This window comes from Erythrobacter sp. JB2-19 (assembly GCF_057365005.1).
Map to the genome: position 1 here is coordinate 1,871,633 of NZ_CP200290.1, position 23,999 is coordinate 1,895,631.

Below are 23,999 nucleotides of genomic sequence, written 5' to 3' on the forward strand. Positions count from 1 at the left end.
CACAATGTGGCTTTAGACGGACAGACATCCGGCAAGTTTGCAAAGCGCAGCCCCATGCCAGACACAGAAAAGCCGGCATCGCCAAGGGGGATGGCGCATACCGGCTTTCCGATTTTCCGAATGCGATTACCGCACTCGCTTGAGGATCAGTCGTCAGAGTCCGCGTCCGGCCCTGTCATCATCTCCTCGGCAACCTCGTCGGTGCGGCCGCGAATGGCGGCTTCCAACTGATTGCACATCTCTGTGTTCTCTTTGAGGAAGGTCTTGGCGTTTTCACGTCCCTGACCAATCCGCACGCTATCATAAGAGAACCAACTGCCTGATTTCTCTACCAGGCCTGCCTTCACGCCAAGATCAAGTATCTCACCAATCTTAGAAATGCCCTCACCGTACATGATGTCGAATTCAACTTGCTTGAATGGCGGTGCAACTTTGTTCTTCACCACTTTCACGCGGGTTGAATTGCCAACCACTTCGTCGCGGTCCTTAATCTGGCCCGTGCGGCGGATGTCCAAGCGAACAGAAGCATAGAATTTAAGCGCGTTGCCGCCGGTTGTTGTCTCTGGGTTACCGTACATAACGCCGATCTTCATCCGCAATTGGTTGATGAAGATGACCATGCATTTGGAGCGGTTGATCGACCCGGTCAGCTTACGCAGCGATTGGGACATAAGCCGCGCTTGAAGGCCGACATGGGAATCGCCCATTTCACCTTCAATTTCTGCGCGGGGGACGAGCGCCGCGACCGAGTCGACCACCAGCACGTCAATCGCATTGGAGCGGACCAACGTGTCAGTAATCTCGAGTGCCTGCTCACCTGTATCAGGCTGAGAAACAATCAATTCATCAATGTCGACGCCCAGTTTGTTGGCATAGACCGGGTCAAGAGCATGCTCTGCATCGACAAAAGCCGCTGTGCCGCCAGCCTTCTGAGCCTCTGCAATCACATGCAATGCCAAGGTGGTCTTGCCCGAACTTTCAGGCCCGTACACTTCTATCACGCGGCCTTTCGGAAGGCCGCCAATACCAAGCGCAATATCCAACCCTAACGAACCAGTTGGAATGGACTCGATATTCATTGCTTCGCGAGACCCCAGCTTCATTGCTGAACCTTTACCGAAAGCACGATCTATTTGCGCAAGTGCGGCGTCGAGCGCTTTTTGACGGTCCACTGTCTTTCCTTTTTCTACCAATTTCAGACTTGCAGACATCGCATGGCCTCCTTGACTTGCCTAGGGTCGACAAATTGTTATCGACCGCCCCTTGTGGAGACAGCTTGTACCCACTTTGTTCCAATAGAACAAGTAGGGAACATGAGAATTCGTATGTGCCCCCATGAAGGCACGCGCCAAGATTCTGAATTTATGGGAGAAAGACCGCAGAAAAAAGTTATGCCGGGTCGCGAATAGACCACCGGAATGTGCGTTCCGAATTCGCGGGAACATCCACTTCTGCAACAATACGGCCATCCTTCATGCGAGTCTTTGCCTCCCTAAAGCGCACCTCCCAAAGAGAGGATCTCGCCCAGGTCAATCCGAACATTAATCGGATGCGCATTAGCGTTGGTGAGCTCCACCCCATTGCCAAACCAACTGTTCATATTCCCGGTTGTCACTGGGCCAGGGGCAGGCAGACATTTCGCAAAGACCTGATTGCTTGCCCCAATTCCAAGCTCGACGTCCTGATCTTCCGCATAGTCCCGCATATCAACATCAGCGACCAATTGCGGACCAAAGCTGCTCGGTTCAAACACGGTCAAACCGCCTTGAGGCAGGGCCACACCCAGTCCTCGCTCGGTTTCGTTCTTCGTAACAAGCAGCATGTCCGCATTTTCAAAGCCAGGGTTAGGCTGTCCCTCACGCGTGACCAAAAATCCGCAATTCACCCGGTAGAGATAGCGCGCATCGACCTCTTGCCGATTGAGAAACGCAATCTGTTTCAGGCCCTTGGCCGACACATTCACTCGCTCTGGTACACGGTAAAGCTTGAGGTCGCCAAGCTGCTCTTCGACCGCTTGCATTACCTCAGCCTCACTTACTCCCACCGCCGCGTCGGCCATCGCCATTACCGGTGCAGGAGCAGAAAGCTTCATCCGCGATTCATTGCGACGACCAGTCACCACAATCGACTGAGGGGATTGGACCGGAGAGCCAGCAGCCGTGCTGCCTATCGGATAGCATGTTAGGCGCAGCGGCGCGGCCCGAGGCGGCGTCGCAAGACTGCGAAAATCGCTCACCACGCTGAGCGAGCCCGCAATCACCAACAATTCTGCATCGTCAAAGCTCTGACCATTGTCATTGAGGATCGTCAGCCAGCTCATCAGGCCGAGTTTGAAATTGCCGTTCTCCCCTCGCCTCGTCGAGCCTGCAACCGAAGCGCTCCCGTGATCAGGTAAAGTCGCGACATAATTCGCCTGCCAATCGAAGCCCCATGCGAGATAGGTAAGGACGACTTCATAAGTTCCCCCGCTCGCATCCTGAGTGTCGATGGTAAAAATCGGTTCTGCCGATAGTCCCTTTGGCACACGATCAAAGGTCAATCGCTCGGGCAGGCCCGCGCAGCGCACCGCCTCATATCCTTGGTCCGTTTGCAGCACCAAGCCGCCATCGGCCCTGGTGCGAACAATTGCGCTTTGAGGCTCTTCTGCTCCGGTCGCGGGATTGGTCCGCGTCAAGGTCACACGGTTGCCAAGCGCCCCGTTCACTAAAGCGGCGGGTGACAGCAAGTCAGCATTGCGGTTTTTCTCAATCGTACCGCCAGGTAAGCCTGAGACAATTGCGCTAACCCCGACCATACCCTCGGCCACGCCCTCAAAGCGGATCGTCGATTGCCCAGGCGGCAAAGTGACCGTGCGAGTCTCGCTGATCATGGCGAAGCCTTGCGGCCAACGACGGTTCATCTCTTGGCCAAGCTGCCTACGCGGATCACGGTAGACAGTGACCGAAAGCGATTGCGGCGCAGAAGCGTCGACCGCCTGACGGGTTTGCTGCGTTTGAGACGGAGCCGGCGCTTCAATACCAGCCGTCGCGCCCTCTTGCGCGCTGGCAGGGGCGCTGACAACCGCGCTAGCCAATAGGCCAAGCGCCAATCCGATAGATGCGGGGCTCCGCATGATCGCCCGCCCCCTTAGTAACGGGTTTCGTAGGTAACGCGGATCACGCGCTCGCCGTTGGCTGGCACTGGCACCACCCATTTGCGCCGATCAAAATTGATCTGCTCACCTGTGATGTCCTCGCTGACCACACGGTAGTCGTTCGACCAATATCCGCGGTAAAGCCCGCTTTGGGTCAGATCGACATCAACCGACGTGCTTTTAGCATTGGTCAACGTATAGCGCATGGTTGTGCGGTAATATTGTTTGGGTCGTTCAACCTCAATCTGGCGGGTGGTCTCGCCATCCTCAATCACCCGGAACCGTGCTGTGCGCTCCCAATCTGAACTGGTGATTTCTTCGCGCTTCTCCACTTCGGCTTGCACAAAAATGTCAAAGGCGTCGCCGGTTCTGAGCGAGAGCTCGCTGCCCATGGGCGTGTGGCCAATGCTATTCTCGCCGATAAATTGAGGCGTACCTTGGTTGTCGCGCTGATAAAACCGCACGGTGCCCGACGGCAGAGCATCACCCAACCCCTGATCACGCGAAGTTGAGAAGGAAATGGCGCTTGAAACATTCACGGGGCTGCGATCGTTCGAGAGCCAACCAATTGTCCGCTCATAGATCTTGCGCGCTGGGACCGATTGCACATCGAGGAAGCTCACTTGCTTGGTCTGTGCATTGGCAATCGTCGTGCGCCCACTGATCGGATAGAGATAGAAATCGCCCAGCTGCTCTCGCGCAGCGGTTTCCGTTCCAGGTCGGATCAAGTTTCGATTTCCGCCCCCACGGCCGCGGCCTCCGCGATTGTTAGGATTACCAGCGACCAGCAGCGTCTTCGCCTGATTGAATGTGGTTCCGGTATTGTTCGTAAGCGTCACCCAGCCTTGCATATCAATCGAGTCCGTTTGCTCATTGTAAAGCGCGACATAATCCGCGCTCCAACCAAGTCCGCCCGTCAAATAGCGGATCGAGACCGGGCGCGTACCGCCACGAGTGCTGTTGAGGTTTACTGACAATGTTGGGCGGGCGCGCAGATTGGGCGGCACTCGATCAAAAATCACACGGACCGGAAGGCCATCATCGCGCAAGACCTCGATCTCGATTGCCGATTTGGACCACCACACCGCCCGCAGTCGACAGAACCTTCACGCGTTCACGGGTCTCTCGCCCGGTCGCAGGATTAGTGCGCAGCAGAGTGACTGTTTGACCAATCGCCTTTTCCATCATCTTGGCCGGCGTCAGCAGGTCGAAGTCAAAATTCTGCTCGATGATCGATGTATTCGGTGCAAAAAAGCTCAGCGTTTGCGGTTGAATGGTTGCGGAAACATCTGGAAACTCAACCCGGCTGCGACCACGCTCAATGTTGATTTGGCGCACGTCCTGCACCAGCGCGAGATTGTTGTTGTAGATCGTAACCGCGACATCGCCCTGCGCTGTTTCATCTGGATCTGGTAGCGATTGTGAGGTGGCCGTCGTTGCTCCAAGAGCGCTCATCCCAAGTGCCAAACCTGACACCAATCCTAGCTTAATCGCGTTCATCACCCAGCCTCCTATTGAACCCGCCAATAAGCATGACGGGGTGTACTGTATGCGCGATGAATGGACTTTGGGCTAGTGCAAGTACAGTGATAACCGCCTGTGCAAATCGATACTTTTAGTTGTATTTTCAATGCACTATCAAGCAAGCCTTGAGAGGCTTAACTCCGCCTGACCCGCTGCATTACATTGCCGACCTTGTCCCCGATCGCCTGAACGCTGAACGGTTTGGGGATGAAATGCATGTCTGGAATATCGATGTCTTTGCGCAGCTGTTCCTCGGCATAGCCTGACATAAACAGCACCGGCATATGCGGCAGCTTTTGGCGAATCGCGCGCACCATGGCCGGGCCATCCATACCAGGCATCACGACATCGCTGACGATCAGATCGAACTCACCGCCGTCTGAGATTGCGGCCAAGCCCTCTTCCCCGCCTGGACATGCCGTGACTTCATAACCCGCGCGGGCAAGCGCGCGTTCGGCAACTGCGCGGACCATGTCTTCGTCCTCAACGAGCAGGATCCTGCCGCCTTCGGCCCAATCAGACGATGGCTCTGGAGGAGCTTCGGCGATCTTTTTGGGTGCCTCACCGGCGTAGACCGGGAAATATATTGTAAAGCGCGCACCCTTAGGTCGGTCGTTTTGATCCATAACATTGTCGACGAAGATGAAGCCGCCAGACTGCTTCACAATCCCGTAGGCGGTGGAAAGGCCAAGACCGGTGCCTTTGCCTTGCTCTTTGGTGGTGAAGAATGGCTCAAACAATTTCGGCAGGACGTGCGCGGGAATGCCGCCCCCGGTGTCCTGCACGATCAGCACGGTGTAATCAGCCGCTGGGAGAATTTCCGACCCCAACTTGATCACTTCCTTGGCTTGCAGGCTGCGCGTGAGCAGCGAAATGCGCCCGCTGCCCTTACCGTTTGACTGGATCGCATCGCGGGCATTCACTGCGAGGTTCATGATAACTTGCTCAAGCTGCTGCGGGTCAGCCCGCACTGGCCCCAGGTCGCGATCATGCTGGACGTAGTATTGGATCTTCTCGCCCAGCAGTCGTTTAATCAACGGCCCAACTTCGCTCACCACATCGGGCAATTGCAGGATTTCAGGACGCAGGGTTTGCTGCCGAGAGAATGCCAGCAATTGCCGGGTCAGCGATGCGGCGCGATTAGAGTTGGCGCGGATCTGTTGAATATCGTCATAGTCGCTGTCGCCGGGCGTATGGCGCAGCAGCATCAGATCACAGGTGCCGATAATGGCCGTCAGCACATTGTTAAAGTCATGGGCGACACCGCCCGCCAATTGCCCAACGGCCTGCATTTTCGTGGCCTGTGCAACCTGGCGCTTCAGCTGGTTTTCCTCGCTCGAATCGGCAAGGCTAAGCAGCACCGCCGCCTCGCCAAGACCGCGCACGCCAGCGAGGCCAATCGAAACCGGCTCTTCGGGCTGGATTGAGAGGCGCACCGCCATATCCCCGCTGGTCGCAGGGCCGCGGCCGTGGCGCCGCACAGCGTCGGACATAGCGCCCTTGTCTTCGCGCACCACAAGATCAGTAGGAAATGCGGGCAGGCCGCGCCCTTCCCGATCGACCGAGCGCAAGAAGGCATCATTGCAAAACAGGAAGCGGCCATCGCGGTCCGTCATCGCCAAACCAAGGGGCAATTGCGCGAGCAGTGCGTCAAGCTGGGCCACGCCAGCTTGCGAGGATCCATCCCATCCGCTGCCAATCCCGACGCCGCTATCGACGAGCAGCATTAACGAGGGGCCTTCATCTGGGCCAGACTGGATCTGCGCGCTCGGATCATCGAGCGGCACGTGGATCAAAGTTTGCGGCGTACCCCCTCTCCCTTCGCGGGCGAAGAATATCCGGTCGCGGTCATCAGAGCGCAGGTAGGTCACAAAATCCTGACCGGCCATAGTTGCGCTAGCGTCGCCAACCGAACGCTCGGCAAAGCCTGAGCTCACCATTTTGATGACTCCATCCGAGCCAGTGATCGCACTTTCGATGCCCGCGCGACTCAACATGAGGCCAAACGGTCCAGCCAAATCAAGATCGGCCAGCGCGTCACTGCTCGGCATAACATGGCGCCGGAAACGCCAGATCAGGTGATCTTCACCGCGCCCTGCGCGTTCAACGGTTACTTTCCAAGGAGTTTCGCCAGCCTTGCCCGCCAGTTCCTTTAATGCGCCCGAGCCATCACGCCAGGCTTCGCGGGCGAGGCGCGTCATCGCCTCTAGCCCTTCACGCTCAAGCGGAAGCGAAGGCGGCGCCGCACCAATCCCAAACCCATCGATGAAAGCAGAATTTGCGCAGACCAGGCGGTTCGCCCGGTCCGTAATCGCAACCGCCTCGCCCGCTTCTTCGATGGCGGCAATTGTAACCGTCCAATCGGGTGCGCTTTCGATCTGCGCCGCTGGCTCTGCGCGCATTCGGTCAAAGGTGAACACGCCGACCAGCAATACGCCGAGTCCCAATGCATAGGACAAAACCAGCGCAGGCTCACGTGTTGCCAACCACAGGATCCCAGCGCTGACGCACAGGGCAGCCGCCAGCCCTGCGATCATCAATCGGTTTTGATCATTGGCCTGCAAGACGGCTTTCATAGCGCTCTTTTCTCTCGCACTTTACGTTTTGGTTCAGCGGTACGGATGCAGCATCTTGGCGGCGCTGCGCAATAGGGATCGTTCGTGGCTCTTACCGAACCAACTATTCTAATCTCTAATTGGCATTGAGCCGCTGGTCGAGCCGTGCTTCCATCCGCGCCAAGCGTTTTGCACGGCGACGCGCAACCATCACGCGCCACACCGCGCCAGAGATGAGATAACCCACCGCTGACGATACGATAGCAAGCACTACAAAGCCAAAGGCGGTAACGCCGGCGAGTTGGAACAAGTCGATGAGCCAACTCCATCGACCACTGGCAAGCTCATCATTGGCGAGCCCGCCGACCGCCGCGTCAAGGTTTAGCGTCATTTTGCCAACTTGGTTGGCGATCACGATCCAAAACGGAAAGGTGAAAGGGTTAGTGATGAAGGTGACCATTGCCGCCAGTGGCATATTCGCGCGTGCCGGCAGGGCAAGAAAGGCGGCAAGGAAGATTTGCCCAACCGGGATAATAAAGCCCGCAAACAGCCCCAACGCTACGCCGCGCGGGACCGATCGCCGGGTAAAACGCCACAGTTCCGGTGAGAGAAAACGGTGCGCAAATGGCTTGAGATATTTGTTGCGCGCCATCTGCTCGCGCGTCGGCATATATTTGCGCAGCATGTCCATCGCCCAGGTTTTGCTGCGTTTTTCAATCATGAACCGTGCACCTGATTGCCACATGCAACGGACAACTGCCCATCTATGGTGGAAAGCTGCGGAAATGCAGGAATGTGCAAGGTGTAAGACATGGACATCATATGGGTAGGAATTGGCCGCTGAACAGTGGGTTGCTGACGATCTTACAAAACTTTGCGACTATTACGTGACTAAAGCGTTTGCATGTCAGTTGGGGCTATCCCTTTTCACGCATCAGGCGGGCCTTATCCCGTTTCCAATCGCGATCTTTAACGCTCGCGCGCTTATCATGCGCTTGCTTGCCCTTCGCCAGTCCGAGCTCGACCTTCGCGCGCCCTTGCTTGTTGAAATAGATCGACAGCGGAACCAGCGTCATACCCTTGCGCTCCACCGCGCCGAACATTTTCCCAATCTCGCGCGCATTGAGCAGAAGCTTGCGCGGACGCTTCGGTTCGTGATTCAGGCGATTACCGTGGCTGTATTCAGGGATGTTAGAGTTGACTAGCCAAACCTCGCCGTCACGCACTTCGGCATAGCTTTCCGCGATGGTCGCCTGACCAGAGCGCAGCGCCTTTACCTCGGTTCCGTGCAGTACCAGACCCGCCTCATATTTATCTTCGATGTGATAGTCGAAGCGCGCGCGGCGGTTTTCCGCCACGGTCTTGTGCTTATCAAAGGTCTCGGGTTTGGGTCTCGCCATGATGCGCGTGATGTAGTGGCTTGTTCGAGATTCGCAATCTCGCTTGCGCCCGAAGACTAAGCCTCAGACCAGACCCGCATGCTCCAATGCTGCATCAACCGCTTTGCGCGCGGCCTCGCTCGCCTCGCATAGCGGCAACCGAACCTCTGACGTGGCCCAATCTTGCACCCGGCTCAGCGCATATTTAACCGGACCCGGACTTGAGTCAGAAAACATCGCGTAATGTAGCGGATAAAGCTGATCATTCAGCGCGCGAGCGCGCACCAGGTCATTGTCAGCACAGGCCTGTTGAAATTCCGCGCAGAGCGCCGGCGCGACGTTGGCGGTGACAGAGATACATCCCTTCCCGCCTGCTGCGTTGAACGGCAGAGCCAACTCATCATTGCCAGAAAGCTGGCAGAACGTGCGGCCAATGCCCATACGGTGATCAGCAACCCGGGAGAGGTCTTCGCTCGCATCTTTGATAGCAACAATTTTCTCAGGAAATTTGTTGGCAAGCTCAATCGTGGTTTCCGGTGCGATATCGGTTACGGTGCGGCCCGGCACATTATAAAGCACAATTGGCAGATCACAGTTCTCAGCCAGAAAACTGAAATGCGCCACAAGACCAGCCTGACTTGGTCGATTGTAATAGGGCGCAACGCACAGTGCTGCGGCGGCTCCAGCCTTCTTGGCGAAGCTAATATGCAGCGCCGCGTTTTTCGTGTCGTTTGATCCGCACCCCGCAATTGTGGGAACGCGGCCAGCGGCTTGCTCTATGCAAACTTCAACAACCCTGTGATGTTCTGCATTGGACAGTGTCGATGCCTCACCCGTCGTCCCGCAGGGGACCAGAGCCGCGCTGCCTTGCTCAATTTGCCAGTCGACCAATTTGCGAAATGCAGCCTCGTCAAACGCTCCATCGCGAAAAGGAGTCACCAGAGCGGGGATTGAACCGCTAAACATTGTTGTATTCCTTTATCTAGGCACTTAGCGAATAACTGAAGCAATTCTCCAAAGCTAAGGCACTTGTTCAGCGCCTGATAAGGAGCCGATCGGCACTATGTCCAGCATGCGTAAAAGTTCTTTTGGCAATCCCCTTGCCGTTGCCGCCATTCTTTTCACCAGCACAGCCGCCATGACGGGTCCGTGTTTTGCCCAAAATGCCGGCCAATCTGGGAACAGCACAATGCTGGCTCAGCAGCCGCGCGCCGTCGGGCAAGCGATCGCTCGGTGGGAGGTTTTGCAGAAATCGCGCCTCTCCAGCTTTTCTGATTATGCTGGCTTTGCCCTCGCCTATCCAGATTTTCCACGCATGACCGTTTTGCGGGTGCGCGCGGAAAACGCGCTAGAGAACGAGGCACCTTCTTCGGCGGATCTGATCCGTTTCTTTGATGCCCATCCACCGCTCACCAACTCTGGCCGTGCACGCTATGCACTGGCTCTGGCTGGTGCGCAGCGCGCGGAAGCCTTTGACGTTGCGCGCGAAGCCTGGCGCGGCGGTGAAATGAGCGGTCCAGCGGAAGCCTATATCATGGGCTTGTTTGGCTCACGTCTCACCGCCGAAGATCATAACACGCGGATGGATGCGCTCCTTTGGCAAAGCGAAAGCGAAGCCGCAGTCCGCCACATGGTCAATATCTCGCCAAGCGAACGCAATATGGCGATGGCTCGCCTCGGAGTGATTCGTGGAGAAACCGGCAATGTGCCGACTGGCGCGCTCAGCGATCCCGGCTTCGTCTATAATTATGTGAAACAATTGCGTTCCAAGCGGCAGGTTGCTCAAGCTGCGAATGTTCTGACCACGCGTCCAAACTTCACGCGCACCTCGCACAAGCCAGAGGATATGGTCGCGCAAATGCTAAGCGTAGCCAAGGCTTCTGGCGCGCGCCAAGCGGTCGCAATTGCCGCCTCTGCCGACGATCTGTTCGCGCCCGGCACGGATGTGTCGAAAGGCTCTTTCGCCCTTCGCGATCGGTACACAGATTTGATGTGGCTTGGCGGGACAAAGGCGCTCTGGAGTCTTGGCAATGGCACCGCTGCTGCACCCTTGTTCTATCGCTATGGCGCGGGTGCGGGCACGCCCCTAATTCGGGCCAAAGGGTTTTACTGGGCTGGACGTTCTGCGCGCCAGGCCGGGCAAGCTGATGAGGCTACGCGCTATTTTGAGATGGCGGCTGAGTTTCCCGAGTATTACTACGGTCAGCTCGCGTATGAGGCTTTGGGACGCCCACTGCCGCAATTCGCGCCGCTGGCTCCCATTGAGGTGAGCCAAGCTCAGCGCACTGCGTTCAACAGCCGCCCAGTTGTAAGGGCGATCCGCGCTATCGCCGCGAACCGCATGGCGTGGCAGACCGAACGGCGCTTCTTCGAAGCTGTCGCTGATATTGCCGACACGCCTGAAGAAATGAGCATGGTTGCTGATCTCGCTGCAGAAACTGGCCTTGATGAAATGGCGGTTGTCGCGGGCATGACAGCAGGCGAGCATGGGCTCAAAGGCTTTGAACGCCTTGGCTTCCCAACCGTTACACCGCCTCCAGGCGCAAACTGGACCATGGTCCATGCAATCTCTCGCCAGGAGAGCGAATTCGACCGCTTTCGTGTCAGCCATGCTGGCGCACGCGGCGTGATGCAATTGATGCCGGGAACGGCGCGGGAGCAAGCGGGCAAACTAGGCTTGCAATATCTCTCAGCCAATCTGATCGGCTCACCCAGCTACAATATGCGTCTGGGCGATGCCTATTTTGCCCGGATGATGGACTATTATGGCGGCGCCTACCCACTTGCTATCGGAGCCTATAATGCTGGGCCCGGACGGGTAAACCAATGGCTCCGCCTGAATGGAGATCCGCGCCGCGGCGATATCGATTGGGTGACTTGGATCGAGCGCGTGCCAGCCAATTTCGAAACCCGCTATTACATCATGCGCGTGCTCGGAAATGCCGTGTCCTACAGTCATATGTACCCGCAAGAGGCCGGTAGAGCGCAGCCGGTCAGCTATTACTTGCGATAGAGCAGGCGTAAGGGGGCGGTTCGAAATGGCGAGCTTCAAGCAGAGATTTGTCTCGCGCCCCCTGCTACTCTGCGCGCTGGCGCTTGGTGCCATCTTGGCCAGCCCGCTCGCTGCGAAAGACAGCCTTGGCGTTTATTCTAGCTGGGCCGCGTTCCGTGATCCCGGCACGCCTCGCTGCTATGCCATCGCCAAGCCATCCAGCGCGACAACGCGGCGCGATTACGCGCCCTTTGCCAGCATTGCGACATGGCCGAAGAACTCAATCCGCAATCAGGTGCACCTGCGGCTATCGCGCGCAATTGCGGATAGCGCGACCATTCGCCTGACCATTGGTGACAAGCAGTTCGACCTAACCGGCGGTGGCGGCGATGCCTGGGCGAAAGATGCCAGCATGGACGCCGCAATCGTTGCAGCCATGCGCTCCGCCACCTGGATGAGCGTTCGCGCCCGTGACAGGGGTGGCCGCGCCTTCACCGACAGATATCAACTCGCTGGCGCCGCTACCGCAATTGATGCCGCGCTGCTCGGCTGCGCAAAGCTCAGATAGACCGCTCAAATGCTAAGCTAGCAAAGGCGCCTTTGCGCGCCTATATGCGGCGAACTTATGGCCGATACCAACCTCATGCCCATCGCCGGACAAATCGATCCGGTTCCCACTGCGCGCGATATCACTCCGCGTCAGGACGGCCGCGTCGACCTGATTGGTCTGCCGCCAGCCCGTATACGGGAACTGTTTGAAGAAGCGGGTCTGGATGCAAGACAGGCCAAGCTGCGTTCCAAGCAGGTCTATCATTGGCTGTACCACCGCGGCGTGTCCAAATTTGAGGACATGACCGACATTTCCAAGACAATGCGGCCGTGGCTGACGGAGCGCTTTGTGATTGGCCGCCCACAAGTGGTTGAGGCTCAGCATAGCACAGATGGCACACGCAAATGGTTGCTGCAAACCGATGACGGTCATGATTACGAGATGGTATTCATTCCCGATGCTGATCGCGGAACTCTATGCGTGTCCAGCCAAGTGGGCTGTACGCTCAATTGCACCTTTTGCCACACGGGCACCATGCGTCTGGTCCGCAATCTGACGCCGGGTGAGATCGTTGGCCAGGTTATGCTCGCACGCGATGCCTTGGGCGAATGGCCCAAAGGCAAGATGGATTTTGCCGAGGATGAGGACGAGGCGGAGTACCGCGCAGACGGTCGTTTGCTCACCAACATTGTGATGATGGGCATGGGCGAACCGTTGTATAATTTTGACAATGTCCGCGACGCTCTGCTGCTCGTAATGGACAGTGCGGGCCTTGCCTTGTCGAAGCGACGGATCACTCTGTCGACCAGCGGCGTCATCCCGATGATGGAGCGCTGCGGCGCAGAGATTGGCGTCAATCTCGCGGTGTCCCTGCATGCGGTAAACAAGGATGTGCGTGACGAGATCGTGCCGCTTAACCGCAAATATGGCCTCGAAGAATTGCTGCAAGCCTGCGCCGATTATCCGGGTGCGACCAATGCCCGGCGCATCACCTTTGAATATGTGATGCTGAAGGACAAGAACGACAGCGACGAGGACGCGCATGAGCTTGTTCGTCTGCTGAAACAGTTCAACCTGCCTGCCAAGGTCAATTTGATCCCGTTCAATCCATGGCCAGGCGCGAATTACGAATGTTCTGATCCAGACCGAATTCGTAGCTTTTCCAACATCGTGTTTGAAGGCGGGATCAGCGCGCCAGTACGCACACCGCGCGGGCGAGACATTGATGCAGCCTGCGGACAGTTGAAAACCGCAGCAGAGAAGAAAAGTCGCGCGCAATTGGACCGAGAGGCGGCGGCAGCCGCTGTTGAGACCGCCGCCAGTGAAGGTTGAGCTCACCGCGATTTGCGCAGGCCGCACTCAAGGCTTCCGAGGTGAAGAAACAAGCGCCATTGCAAAACAGCCGATTGCTGGCCCAGTACGGATTGGCATCGAAGGGCTGGAAGCGGATGAGCAAGCCGACCGCAGCGTGCATGGCGGCCCAGAAATGGCAGTGCATCTCTACCCCAGTGATCATCACGCGTTTTGGCGCGATCAGATCGGCGACCACGCCCTACTCTCAGAACCCGGCGCATTCGGCTCAAATCTCGCGGTCAGCGGCCTCACGGAGGCCCAAGTCCACATCGGCGATCAATTCCGTTTGCGCAGCGCCTTGCTAGAAATCAGCCAACCGCGCCAGCCCTGCTGGAAGATTGAGCATCGGTTCGGCGTCAAGAAAATGGTCGCCGCAATTGTTAGCTCTGGGCGATGCGGATGGTATTTCCGTGTGCTCGAAGAAGGCGCAGCGGAGGCAGGAGACAGTCTGGAACGCGTGTCTCTCGGCGCAACCGACTGGAGCGTTGAGCGGGTTTTCGCAGCCATAATCGCTGGCAAAGGCACGCAGGATGAGCTGTTCGAACTCAGCCAGCTTGAGTCGCTTTCTCCCAAGGTTCGAGCCAAAGCAGCGGGAAAATTGCGCTAACCGCTCAGCTCATCGCTTAATAAAAGCGGCTCGTCGCCTGAACAGAATTCCCAACAAAGCGTTCATGTGGCGTTGTCTTTTTCTGAACGAATGTCCTCTCACCCCACCAGGTAACTCGAACAAAAAGAGGGACACGCAAATGAAAAATCTCGCCGCATTCGCCGCCGCTGGTACACTCGCAATCGCTGCCGCCCCCGCACAAGCGGTAGAGATTGCTCCCAGCGTCTCTTCCAATCCGATCGCATCCAATGTGATGATAGTTCCAATGGATAGCCTCAACCAAACAGCAGCCCATCACTACGATGGTGATTGGGACGATTATGATGATCGCCGCTATCGGAAAAATCGCCGCCAGAGCCGTTACGACCGCAATGGCCGTTACCGCGAGCCGCGTCACATAAGCCGCCGTGACCGCGTATGGCGCGGACGGGATGGCCGTTACTATTGTAAACGCGACAATGGCACCACCGGCCTCGTCATCGGAGCAGGCGTTGGCGCGCTGATCGGTAATGAGGTTGCCGGACGCGGTGACAAGCTGCTGGGCACATTGCTTGGCGGTGTCGCAGGCGGCCTTCTGGGACGCGAAATCGACAAGGGTGACCTTAAGTGTCGCTAGGACCTCGCTGACTTAAGGTGGCCCCACTCCACCTTTGGCGCCGCCAGCCTTCAATGGTTTGGCGGCGCCTTTGCATTTGAGTGCAAGCTGGCAAGACAAGCCGACAAAGGAAAACTTTAGACCCTAAAACAGTGAAACCCAATTCCGATTTTCGCGAACTAATGAACGTACATGGCGCGCAGGCGCTCAGATCAAAAGCACACGAAAAGGAATTGGAAATGAGAAAGATTCTTCTTTCAATCGCTGCCGCGACTTTGGCGGCTACGGCGGGCCCAGCGTTGGCCCATGACGCTCCACATGGCCACCATGAGAGCAGCGAACATCGCAAAGATCATGATGCGCATAGCGGCGGCCACAATTCCCGCAGAAGCCATCATCAAGCCGATGATCACAAGACACACCACGCACATCGCTCGGATCATTCGATTGGCAAGCACCATGATCACCGCGACCATGGTATCCATCGCCGCGATTTCCATTCGAAGCATTACTCATCGCGTGGGTTCAACCGCAACCACTACAAACATTTTAGCAAACGCTCTTTTGGCAGGCGCTCCTTTGGGCACAAACTGCACTCAAAGGGGTTCCGCTCAAGAGGTTTTCGGTCAAGAGGCTTCCGGTCACGGGGTTTCCGCTCGCGCCATTGAGTCCAAACCTTACCTGGAATGAATGAACGGGAAGAGGAGAGCACACATCGCTTCTCTTCCCATTCCACTTCAAGTGTGCTGCATGTAAGGCCATGAACACCCCGACGATATTGGTCACAGGCGGCGCCGCGCGCATCGGTGCGCAAATCGTCCGCCGCTTTGCTGAAGAAGGTTGGCATGTGATCATCCACTACCGTTCTTCATCCTGCGACGCAGATGCTTTGGCAGCATCGCTGCCCTCGGCCAGCACTGTCAAATGCGATTTAGACGACGGCGATGCAGCGGTCGCAATGATTGAGCAGCTGGCAACAAAGCATCCCGACTGGCGCGTGTTGGTGAATTCGGCCGCCGTTTTTGAGTCAGACAGTGTGACCGCCCTAACCCCCGCAACGAACCGGATTGCAATGCAAGTCAACGCGATCACGCCAACCCGCATGGCACAAGCCTTTTTGACCGCAGCCCGGTCCAGCAGGGGACGCTGCGTGATCAATATCACCGATATGAAGCTGGAAAATCCCAATCCCGACTTCTTCAGCTACACTATGGCGAAGCACGCTTTGCACGCCACCATCCCCATGATGGCGATGGGCGCAGCGAAGGAAGAAGACCGCATCTATGGCATTGCACCCGGCGCTATTTTGGCCAGCCATGATCAAACACAGGAAGAGACAGAGACCTCCCACCGGCTCAATTTGCTGGGCCGTAAGACTAGCGCAGATGAAATTGCCAATGCCGCGTTGTTCCTAGCGCGGGGCCATTTGCGCAGCGGATCGACCCTGTTCATCGACAGCGGCCAACACATGCTTTCGCAAGATCGCGATGTCATCTATCTCGCACGCGAGGGCGCCTGATCAATGGCTAAGTTCGTTAGAAAACGTCACGCGGTTTAGACTGGATATTTGCGATTCATCGCGTCCCAGCAAAGACCGATGATCTCCTCCAAGACGCTCAAATCAATATCGCCCAGTTTGTTCACGTAAACACAGCTCGCGCCGGTTTTGTGCTTGCCCATTTTCTCCAGCAATCCATCGACTTTCTTGCCGGTCGCCTCGTCGCAATAACGGCCCATCAGATATAGCGAATGCTTAGCCTTGCGCGGTGAGAAGCCCGAGCGTGCGGAATCGCCTTCACGTCCGCTCTCATATTTGTAATGATAGCTTCCATAACCGATAATCGTCGGACCCCACATCTTCGGTTCTTCTCCGGTCACTTTACGAAACAGCGCGTCGAGCACCTTGGCGTCTTCACGTTTGCTGGCGGGTTCGACTGCAGCGATGAAATCATCAACCGAAGCTGTGGTTTGTGTGGTTTTTGGGTCGCTCATAGTGATTAACGTAACCCATCATTGACACCGCGAACAGTGCTGGCATTCGTAACCTTCGGGTGGATCGCTGCGAAGAAGGCACTGTATGAGTAAAACACTTTTTGATCGGTTTCTGACCAAAGGCGTAAAACGTGGGCGGTTGGGCATCGTATTCGCCGATGGATCAGACAAAACTTATGGCGAGCCAGAGGAAGGTTTTCCGGAAATTGTCGTTCGCCTTGCGGATGCGAAGGTCCCACGCGACATAATCATGGACCCGCGTCTTGGCGCAGCTGAAGCCTTTATGGATGGCCGTCTGGTCATCGAAGAAGGTGACATCATGGGGCTTGTCACCCTGCTTCGTAAAAACAACTCATGGGACAAAGGCGGCGATATCGGCCCACCCAATCTACTGCGGCGTGTACTGAACAAAGCCAGCTTCGCCGCCGAGAAGGTCAACAACAGGATCAGTTCAAAAAGCAACGTCGCGCATCACTATGATATCGGGAACGATTTCTATCGCCTGATGCTGGATGAGGAACACTGGCAATACAGCTGTGGTTATTGGCCATCGGACGACATCACTCTGGGCGAGGCTCAGACCGCGAAACTGGCGCACATCGCCGCCAAGCTGAACATAAAGCCGGGCCAAAAAATACTCGACATCGGCTGTGGTTGGGGCGGCATGGCGATCTTCTTGGCGCGCAACTACGATGTCGAAGTTGTTGGCATCACTTTGTCTGAAGAGCAGATCGCTTATGCCAAGGAACGCGTCGAGGCCGCTGGTGTCACCGACCGTGTGAGCATTGAGCTCGTCGATTACCGCGACTTTGCCGCCGCTGGTCGTAAGTTCGATAGAATTGTCTCGGTCGGCATGTTCGAACATGTTGGTCAGCCTCAATTTGAAACCTTCTTTGAAGCCTGTGCCAATCTTCTCACCGACGATGGCACCATGTTGCTCCACACGATCGGGCGTATGGGCGGCCCCGGCTCCACCGATGCGTTCACTCGCAAATACATCTTCCCTGGCGGCTACATTCCGGCCCTCTCAGAGACCGTTGAAGCCAGTGAGAAATTCCGCCTGATCGCCACCGACGTAGAGACCCTGCGGGTCCACTACGCCAAGACCCTGGGCCAATGGTATGCCAATTGCATCGTCAATCGCGAAAAGATGATTGCGATGTATGACGAGCGCTTTTTCCGGATGTGGACGTTCTATCTATCAGGTGCGGCAACCGTGTTTGAGAGTGGCAGTATGTGCAATTATCAGATCCAATATGCGCGCAATCGCTATGCCCTGCCGCTGACGCGGGATTACATCGCAGCGGAAGAAAAGCGCCTGATGGAAGCACCCGCGCAAAAGCGCGGCTAACCCGCTTCGCAAAGCTTGATCATACCCCGCGCTGCCAAGGCTTTATAACGGTCAATATCCGCAGCTGACATCGTCGCGGGATCGATCTTTTGACACGCCGCAGGCTGCATCGGCTTACGCGGCGGTTCAGGCTCTCGCTCAACAGCGCTCACTTTTGGCTGCTCTAGCTTGGGCGCAGGACTGACCTGTAACAAGACGGGTCTGGGTTCCGCCGCAGTTTTGCGAGTTTGCACCGACTTGATCCGAACCCCTGCTTTGTATTGGTCACAGTCTTCAATGACAATCAGGGGCTTGGAAATATCGCTGGCCCATTCGAGCATATCGAACGGCACAGTGCGAGCGCCCTTGCCCCGCAACTGCTCATTGATCGGCACCAGGAAGTTGCGATCAATCACGCTCTTTTTCATATTGAACCCGCGCCTAAACTTTTGCTCTGGAAAGCCGAGCGTCGAGAAAACCCCTAGCCGCCGCGTCATGATCGGGCTTTTCAGCTCTCCAACGCGCCCCGGTTGAAAGCCGCGCCAGCCACTCTTGGCCCATTGCCCCGGGCTTTCCTCATAGAAATATGCGATCTCAATGTATTTGCGGCATCCGTTCTTCACATAAACCCGGTAGCGAGTGTCGGGTTCTGGCCGCTGCGGGATCGGCCTAGCGGTTGGCGCAGGTGGCGGCTCAGCGACGTATGCTCCATCATCGCGCGAATTCTGTTGCTGGTCCAAAGCGGCGCTCTGATCATAGATGCATTGGCCATATTTCTGCTCACACTGGCCATAGGTCGGGCAGATTTGCGGCTCAACCTGACACTTGGTCTCTCTATAATTCGCAAGATGTGCACATCGCGGATCAGGTCCCCGGACTCTAGCACCATAGTGACCTCTCAACGGAGCCTTGGTGCTCACGCACTCATCATAGCGCGTCTTGTGCCGGGCAAGGCATTGCGTACGCCATGTCTGCCGTTCGCGCTCATTACTATCGCAGCGCGAAACGTCCGCACGGCAGAAGGTGCGAACATTGTGGCAGTTAACGGCATTATAGCTGCCGCCTTGTAGCATTGCGGTGAGCTGAGCAGCACCGCCGGCACGGGCCTGTAATTTCTGAGAGGGTGCAGGGGTAATCGCCAGCAGCAGGGCCGAGATACTTGCGATCGCAGTCGCCAAACCATAGAGCCAAAGTCGCATAGTACCTCCCCAAACCGCCGCCCCCTCGGGAAGTATCCCTTAAGCGGCGGCAGCCTCTGATAGCAGTCGTCAGCCCATTTTGACCAATTCACTGCGTGTCTGTGCGACCTTATGCGATAGGTCTGGTCCGGATCCCTTGAACCAGGAGTGAACCCAGGCGACGTCCTGGCTTAGGCTGTATCGCGCGATCTCGGACGATATGCCGGGCCAAAGCCGAGCAAAGCCGCACCGACAAATGGCAGCGCCACCACCCAGATCCGAACGCCTGTTATTCCTTCAGGGCTGGCAATGCTGATCCCAGCGGTTGCGCCCAGCCCTACGCAGATCAGAACAACGCCGGCCACCACGCGGGCGCGGGGCACCGTACGCCCGCCTCTGATGGGGCCAAAGCTGCGTTCATGCCGTGCGAACACCGCGATAAAGGGCAAAAGTGCAATGATATAAATGCCGAGCCACAATGGCCGTGTTGCCCACCATTCACCAGTACCCGGGACGCTATCCAGTCCAATCCCACCGAGTGCAATCCACGTAAAAGTCATCACCAATACAAAAGCGGTGAGGTGCCACAAGAAAACGGTCATAATCATACCGTTCATCAACACCGTCGCAGTCCAGATCCCGATCTTGTCCAGCATCCGGCGCCCCAGTGGCTCCAATCCAAGGACAAGCCCTACCTGCACCACGCCAAGCGCCAACAATGCAAAGGTCGGCGGCAGCGAATTTGAAAACCCATCCGGCGCAGAAACCATCGACACGGGGTAAAACCCATAGACCGTGATCGAAATCAACACGCCTAGCCCGGCCGCAAACCAGCCAAAGGCAAAGAGGCGATTGTCAAACTTCGCATCGCGCCACGCCAAACCCAACTGGTGGATCGCAAGGAACACCCAGAGGAAATTGGTGAAGCTGATGTACGGTACACCGTGCTCAAACCTCAACCAATCAACCAACGCGGTGATGGGAATATATATCGCAAAACTCGCCCATCCCCAGCGTTTCCACGCTTTCACGGCCAGCGGCGTACAGGCCGTCACCAGCAGATAGACCGCCAGAAACCACACCGGGATCAGTGCAGCTTCCGTAGCCATGCGTATCTGCGCGCGGTCAAAACCGACCTGTGTCAAAGCCACCGCGATCACTGCCCAAACAAGCAGCACAGGGAACGTAGGCGCAATCAAACGCTGGACACGGCTCGCCAACCAATCGCGGTATATTCCCTTCTGCCCGGGGCTCGCTTTGCGCAAGGTCCCCTCCCAACTCACCGAATTGGAATATCCGCCCACAAGGAAGAAGACCGGCATCACCTGGAAAGCCCATGTTAGCCAATGCGTCCACGGCGAGGTTTCAATTAAATCACCGCGTTGCAGCGCACCAGCCTCATCAACGTAAAGCCCGGCCATCAGCCAATGACCAAACACCACAGCGAGAATTGAAACCGCCCGCAGGAAATCGACCCATCGGTTGCGTTCTGGCGGTGCCAATTGCGCCAATTCGCGCGCTTGGCCCCACAGGCTCTTTCTCGCCTTCTGCGCGGTTTCGCCGTCCATAATCGTGATCCCTCTGACCCGGTTGAGGCACAGATATTGTGATCAACCATGCCTTTCACAAGCTTTGGCCTGTCCGTGATGCATGCATCACCGCTCACAAGCATTGCTCCGCATCCCCTCCCCTGTTAGCGGCCCCTTGACGAAATGACTAAGGCGCGCGGCGCCGAGATGAAGGTGTGACAATGTCCGATATCAAACGTGTAGTTCTCGCTTATTCAGGCGGTCTTGATACCTCTGTGATTGCCAAATGGCTGGAGGTTGAGCGCGGACTTGAGGTGGTCACCTTCACCGCCGACCTCGGCCAAGGCGAAGAAATTGAGCCTGCCCGGACAAAAGCACGCGCGATGGGCATCCCGGACAAACACATCTTCATCGAAGATCTGCGCGAGGAATTCGTGCGCGATTTCATCTTCCCGATGATGCGCGCCAATGCCCGCTATGAAGGCGACTATCTGCTCGGCACTTCGATCGCCCGCCCACTGATCTCAAAGCGTTTGGTAGAGATCGCTGCGGAAACTGGCGCAGACGCCATCGCCCACGGTGCGACAGGCAAGGGCAACGACCAAGTGCGCTTTGAGCTTTCTGCCTATGCGTTGAACCCCGATATTCAAGTCATCGCCCCATGGCGCGAATGGGACCTCACTAGCCGCACCGCGCTGATCGCCTGGGCAGAGGCACATCAGATCGATGTGCCAAAGGATAAGCGCGGTGAGAGTCCCTTCTCCACCGATGCAAACCTGCTGCACACTTCATCTGAAGGCAAAGTGCTCGAGGATCCGTGGGAAGAGACGCCGGATTACGTCTACTCTCGCACGGTCAATCCTGAGGACGCGCCGGACGAGCCGGAATATATCACCATCGCGTTTGAAGCCGGTGACGGCGTTGCCCTCAATGGCGAGGCGATGAGCCCGGCCACACTCCTGACCGCACTCAACAATCTCGGCCGCAAGCACGGCATTGGCCGACTTGATCTGGTTGAGAACCGCTTTGTAGGCATGAAGTCGCGCGGCATGTACGAAACTCCGGGCGGTGAGATCTATGCCCGCGCACACCGAGGCATTGAGCAACTGACGCTGGATCGCGGCGCTGCTCACCTTAAGGACGAGTTGATGCCACGCTATGCAGAGCTGATCTACAACGGCTTTTGGTTCGCGCCAGAGCGTGAGATGCTGCAGGCCGCGATTGATCACAGCCAGATCGGTGTAACCGGCGATGTCCGTCTCAAGCTTTACAAAGGCAATGCCCAGGTCGTGGGCCGGCGCGCCGATGTCGACTACAATCTCTACAGCGAAGACGTCGTCACATTCGAAGACGATGCGGGTGCATACGATCAGCAGGACGCGGAAGGCTTCATCAAATTGAATGCGCTGCGACTCAAACTGCTCGCTCAAAGAGGCCGCAGAGGCAGTCGCTGATCGCGAGAACAGGCATATTTTGCAGCGCTCAATTCACGATTGCGACGAGCCGCTGACTTATCCACCCTCCTCCACAAGTGATCTTGGCAAAAGTGGATAAGTCGGGGTTGCAACACTTGCGCGACTCGGTTTTTGGGCGCAGCTTCTAAACATCGTAAGGGCAGAAAAGAGATTGAAAAGAGGGCCTTAAGGCGCTGTTTTTAAGAACTTTTTGTAACGATCGACGCGATGGTGATTGTCCACGCGAACTTTGAGAGACAGTGCGGCAAAGGCCTCGGCCAAACCCAGACTGGATCGTTTGAGGAGATCGCGAAGCAGACCCATCGGATGGCCACCAATTTGGTCGGCGATTGAGGGCGAAAAGGGTTAGACCCGGATCGACCGTTTGAGATCGAAGGCAATACAGATTGATGGTCTCAGCTCCGCCCGAGGAGCAGAGGATGCAAACAGGAACTTCGGTTCAGGGATGCAGAGACTGCTTGCAAGTGAAGCTGGATGCCGGTGCGAGCACTGGTGAAAAGCCCGCCGTACATCGTGCGGAGGCCAGAAACCGGATGCCAAGTGCATCTTGCGAGGTTCGCCAAGCAAGTTGACCACGCGGCGGTAAGAGTGGGGTCGGCAGCAATGCCGGCCCCATTTGCTTTGCACGCCTGATTTTCGCCTAGGGCTGCTCGACACCTGCCTGATCAGCTCAATCTGAAGAGCTCCCCAAAGCTCGGATGTCAAAGAGCCATCCCCATCCTCGCCCGACAAGAGCACGTTAACCGGGCAAGTCCCAGCCACAAGTCGCGTCAGAACGGGCATCAAACCGGGCAATCAGAGCCTCGCGCAATTGTGCTCTCACCCGATTCTCGCCTAAACCATGCGCATTATGAGAGGGGTAGGAAAGCGAGTTTGCGCAAGCGGCGTTGGCGTAGCCACGGCCACGCTCCTGTTCGCATCCGTTCCCTCCAGCACGCTTGCTCAGCAAGACAGCGCCTCCCCCGCGCGCCCGCAACCTCAAGCAGCATCCCTATCCGCAGCCTCGTTTGGCGCACAGTTCGCCCCCTACAACACCGCGCCCAGTCCCATTACTGTCGCCCCCGGCGCCGTCGACCTCACCAGCTTTGAACCACCAGCAGAGCCTAAGCCGCCAGAGCCGCGCAGCATCCGCAATCTCGGCAGCGGGATCGCATCCTACTATGGCCGCCGCTTCAACGGCCGCCTCACCGCCAATGGCGAACGCTTCAACATGCGCGCCATGACTGCCGCCCATAAGACCCTGCCCTTTGGCAGCATGGTTCGCGTCACCAACCCGCGCAATGGCCGCGCCGTTACGGTGCGCATCAACGATCGCGGCCCATTCGTGAAAGGCCGCGTCATCGACCTCTCGCGCGCAGCGGCCGAGCGGATCGGCATGATCAGCAGAGGCCATGCCCGCGTCAATCTGGAGCTGGTTGCCCGCTGATGGAGAGCATACTCCTGTTCGCTGCAGGCATGGTCACCGGCTTCATCCTGGCCGTCATCGTGTTGAGGCGCACGGGCGGCGACATGATCGAGCAGCAACGCCGCGACGCCTCCAGCTTTGCCAACCACACCCACACGCCCGGCCCGCTCACGCCGCCGCAGGCCAACCCGGCCATCACCCCGGCATCTGGCGCCATAGACCTTAGCGATCATCCCAAGATCCGCGTGGCCTTCGCAAGAGGGAGCAAGATCGAGGCGATCAAGCTCGTGCGCAAGCACACCGGCCTGGGCCTCAGGGAAGCCAAGGACATCGTCGAGAGCCAGTGGCCGCATTAGCGCGCCCTCCACTCACTGCGCCTCAACTCGCCGCATGCCCGCCTCC

At 57.2% G+C, this 23,999-nt stretch carries 20 protein-coding genes and 1 pseudogene; 10 read left to right on the forward strand and 11 right to left on the reverse strand.

From position 1 onward, the window contains the following. Positions 1-146: 146 nt before the first annotated feature. The 7 genes and pseudogenes from recA to dapA all read right to left on the reverse strand — a co-directional run bounded on the left by recA (position 147) and on the right by dapA (position 9,557). A complete protein-coding gene (gene recA, locus AC0V6O_RS08900; RefSeq protein ID WP_486143334.1) occupies positions 147-1,211 on the reverse strand; it encodes a recombinase RecA in 1,065 nt (354 codons plus the stop codon). A gap of 281 nt (positions 1,212-1,492) precedes the next feature. Next, the gene (locus AC0V6O_RS08905; protein WP_486143336.1) at positions 1,493-3,112 is read right to left on the reverse strand and encodes a DUF4139 domain-containing protein; all 1,620 of its coding nucleotides are present in this window, start codon (positions 3,110-3,112) and stop codon (positions 1,493-1,495) included. A 14-nt stretch (positions 3,113-3,126) separates the two neighbouring features. Continuing rightward, positions 3,127-4,633 (reverse strand): annotated as a pseudogene (locus AC0V6O_RS08910) (DUF4139 domain-containing protein). Positions 4,634-4,791: 158 nt separating this feature from the next. Beyond that, on the reverse strand, positions 4,792-7,233 hold the full coding sequence (locus AC0V6O_RS08915) for a response regulator (RefSeq protein ID WP_486143338.1): 2,442 nt from the start codon (positions 7,231-7,233) through the stop codon (positions 4,792-4,794). A gap of 115 nt (positions 7,234-7,348) precedes the next feature. Continuing rightward, positions 7,349-7,933 carry a DUF2062 domain-containing protein gene (locus AC0V6O_RS08920; protein ID WP_486143340.1) on the reverse strand — a complete coding sequence of 195 codons (585 nt, stop codon included), beginning with the start codon at positions 7,931-7,933 and terminating at the stop codon, positions 7,349-7,351. A gap of 196 nt (positions 7,934-8,129) precedes the next feature. Next, a complete protein-coding gene (smpB, locus tag AC0V6O_RS08925; RefSeq protein ID WP_486143342.1) occupies positions 8,130-8,612 on the reverse strand; it encodes an SsrA-binding protein SmpB in 483 nt (160 codons plus the stop codon). 63 nt (positions 8,613-8,675) lie between these two features. Then, positions 8,676-9,557 (reverse strand): 4-hydroxy-tetrahydrodipicolinate synthase, encoded by an 882-nt coding sequence (gene dapA, locus AC0V6O_RS08930; RefSeq protein WP_486143344.1) that lies wholly within the window; start codon positions 9,555-9,557, stop codon positions 8,676-8,678. A 106-nt stretch (positions 9,558-9,663) separates the two neighbouring features. On the opposite strand from dapA, the gene AC0V6O_RS08935 reads away from it, so the two are divergent. The 5 genes from AC0V6O_RS08935 (at position 9,664) to AC0V6O_RS08955 (ending at position 14,709) form a co-directional block, all read left to right on the forward strand. Then, on the forward strand, positions 9,664-11,604 hold the full coding sequence (locus AC0V6O_RS08935) for a lytic transglycosylase domain-containing protein (RefSeq protein ID WP_486143346.1): 1,941 nt from the start codon (positions 9,664-9,666) through the stop codon (positions 11,602-11,604). A gap of 25 nt (positions 11,605-11,629) precedes the next feature. Beyond that, entirely contained in the window at positions 11,630-12,151 is a 522-nt protein-coding gene (locus AC0V6O_RS08940; RefSeq protein ID WP_486143348.1) for a hypothetical protein, read from the forward strand. A gap of 57 nt (positions 12,152-12,208) precedes the next feature. Next, positions 12,209-13,465, forward strand: a complete 1,257-nt coding sequence (gene rlmN / locus AC0V6O_RS08945; protein ID WP_486143350.1) for a dual-specificity RNA methyltransferase RlmN — start codon at positions 12,209-12,211, stop codon at positions 13,463-13,465. After that, the gene (locus tag AC0V6O_RS08950; protein ID WP_486143352.1) at positions 13,440-14,093 is read left to right on the forward strand and encodes an MOSC domain-containing protein; all 654 of its coding nucleotides are present in this window, start codon (positions 13,440-13,442) and stop codon (positions 14,091-14,093) included. The genes rlmN and AC0V6O_RS08950 overlap by 26 nt, the downstream gene beginning before the upstream one ends. Positions 14,094-14,232: 139 nt before the next feature. Continuing rightward, on the forward strand, positions 14,233-14,709 hold the full coding sequence (locus AC0V6O_RS08955; RefSeq protein WP_486143354.1) for a glycine zipper 2TM domain-containing protein: 477 nt from the start codon (positions 14,233-14,235) through the stop codon (positions 14,707-14,709). Between the two features lie 236 nt (positions 14,710-14,945). Here AC0V6O_RS08955 and AC0V6O_RS08960 read toward each other — a convergent pair whose 3' ends face one another. Beyond that, positions 14,946-15,188 (reverse strand): hypothetical protein, encoded by a 243-nt coding sequence (locus AC0V6O_RS08960; RefSeq protein WP_472638935.1) that lies wholly within the window; start codon positions 15,186-15,188, stop codon positions 14,946-14,948. Between the two features lie 260 nt (positions 15,189-15,448). Here AC0V6O_RS08960 and AC0V6O_RS08965 point away from each other — a divergent pair, with 260 nt between their 5' ends. Continuing rightward, a complete protein-coding gene (locus AC0V6O_RS08965) occupies positions 15,449-16,207 on the forward strand; it encodes an SDR family oxidoreductase (RefSeq protein WP_486143356.1) in 759 nt (252 codons plus the stop codon). 35 nt (positions 16,208-16,242) lie between these two features. On the opposite strand, the gene AC0V6O_RS08970 is transcribed toward AC0V6O_RS08965, so the two are convergent. Next, complete coding sequence (locus tag AC0V6O_RS08970) at positions 16,243-16,680, reverse strand: DUF1801 domain-containing protein (protein WP_472638937.1); 438 nt, start codon at positions 16,678-16,680, stop codon at positions 16,243-16,245. An 85-nt stretch (positions 16,681-16,765) separates the two neighbouring features. Between AC0V6O_RS08970 and AC0V6O_RS08975 the strand changes: the two genes are divergently transcribed. Continuing rightward, positions 16,766-18,031, forward strand: coding sequence for a class I SAM-dependent methyltransferase (locus AC0V6O_RS08975; RefSeq protein ID WP_486143359.1), 1,266 nt, complete (start codon positions 16,766-16,768; stop codon positions 18,029-18,031). Here AC0V6O_RS08975 and AC0V6O_RS08980 read toward each other — a convergent pair. Together AC0V6O_RS08980 and AC0V6O_RS08985 are read right to left on the reverse strand one after the other, a co-directional pair. Next, the gene (locus tag AC0V6O_RS08980; protein WP_486143361.1) at positions 18,028-19,209 is read right to left on the reverse strand and encodes a hypothetical protein; all 1,182 of its coding nucleotides are present in this window, start codon (positions 19,207-19,209) and stop codon (positions 18,028-18,030) included. The two genes, AC0V6O_RS08975 and AC0V6O_RS08980, sit on opposite strands and share 4 nt — an antisense overlap. Before the next feature lie 170 nt (positions 19,210-19,379). After that, on the reverse strand, positions 19,380-20,756 hold the full coding sequence (locus AC0V6O_RS08985) for an acyltransferase family protein (RefSeq protein ID WP_486143363.1): 1,377 nt from the start codon (positions 20,754-20,756) through the stop codon (positions 19,380-19,382). 182 nt (positions 20,757-20,938) lie between these two features. On the opposite strand from AC0V6O_RS08985, the gene AC0V6O_RS08990 reads away from it, so the two are divergent. The 3 genes from AC0V6O_RS08990 (at position 20,939) to AC0V6O_RS09000 (ending at position 23,953) form a co-directional block, all read left to right on the forward strand. Continuing rightward, on the forward strand, positions 20,939-22,171 hold the full coding sequence (locus tag AC0V6O_RS08990) for an argininosuccinate synthase (RefSeq protein ID WP_486143365.1): 1,233 nt from the start codon (positions 20,939-20,941) through the stop codon (positions 22,169-22,171). A gap of 862 nt (positions 22,172-23,033) precedes the next feature. After that, on the forward strand, positions 23,034-23,618 hold the full coding sequence (locus AC0V6O_RS08995; RefSeq protein WP_486143367.1) for a septal ring lytic transglycosylase RlpA family protein: 585 nt from the start codon (positions 23,034-23,036) through the stop codon (positions 23,616-23,618). After that, complete coding sequence (locus tag AC0V6O_RS09000; protein WP_486143369.1) at positions 23,618-23,953, forward strand: ribosomal protein L7/L12; 336 nt, start codon at positions 23,618-23,620, stop codon at positions 23,951-23,953. Before AC0V6O_RS08995 ends, AC0V6O_RS09000 begins: the two co-directional genes overlap by 1 nt. The last annotated feature ends 46 nt before the right edge of the window (positions 23,954-23,999 follow it).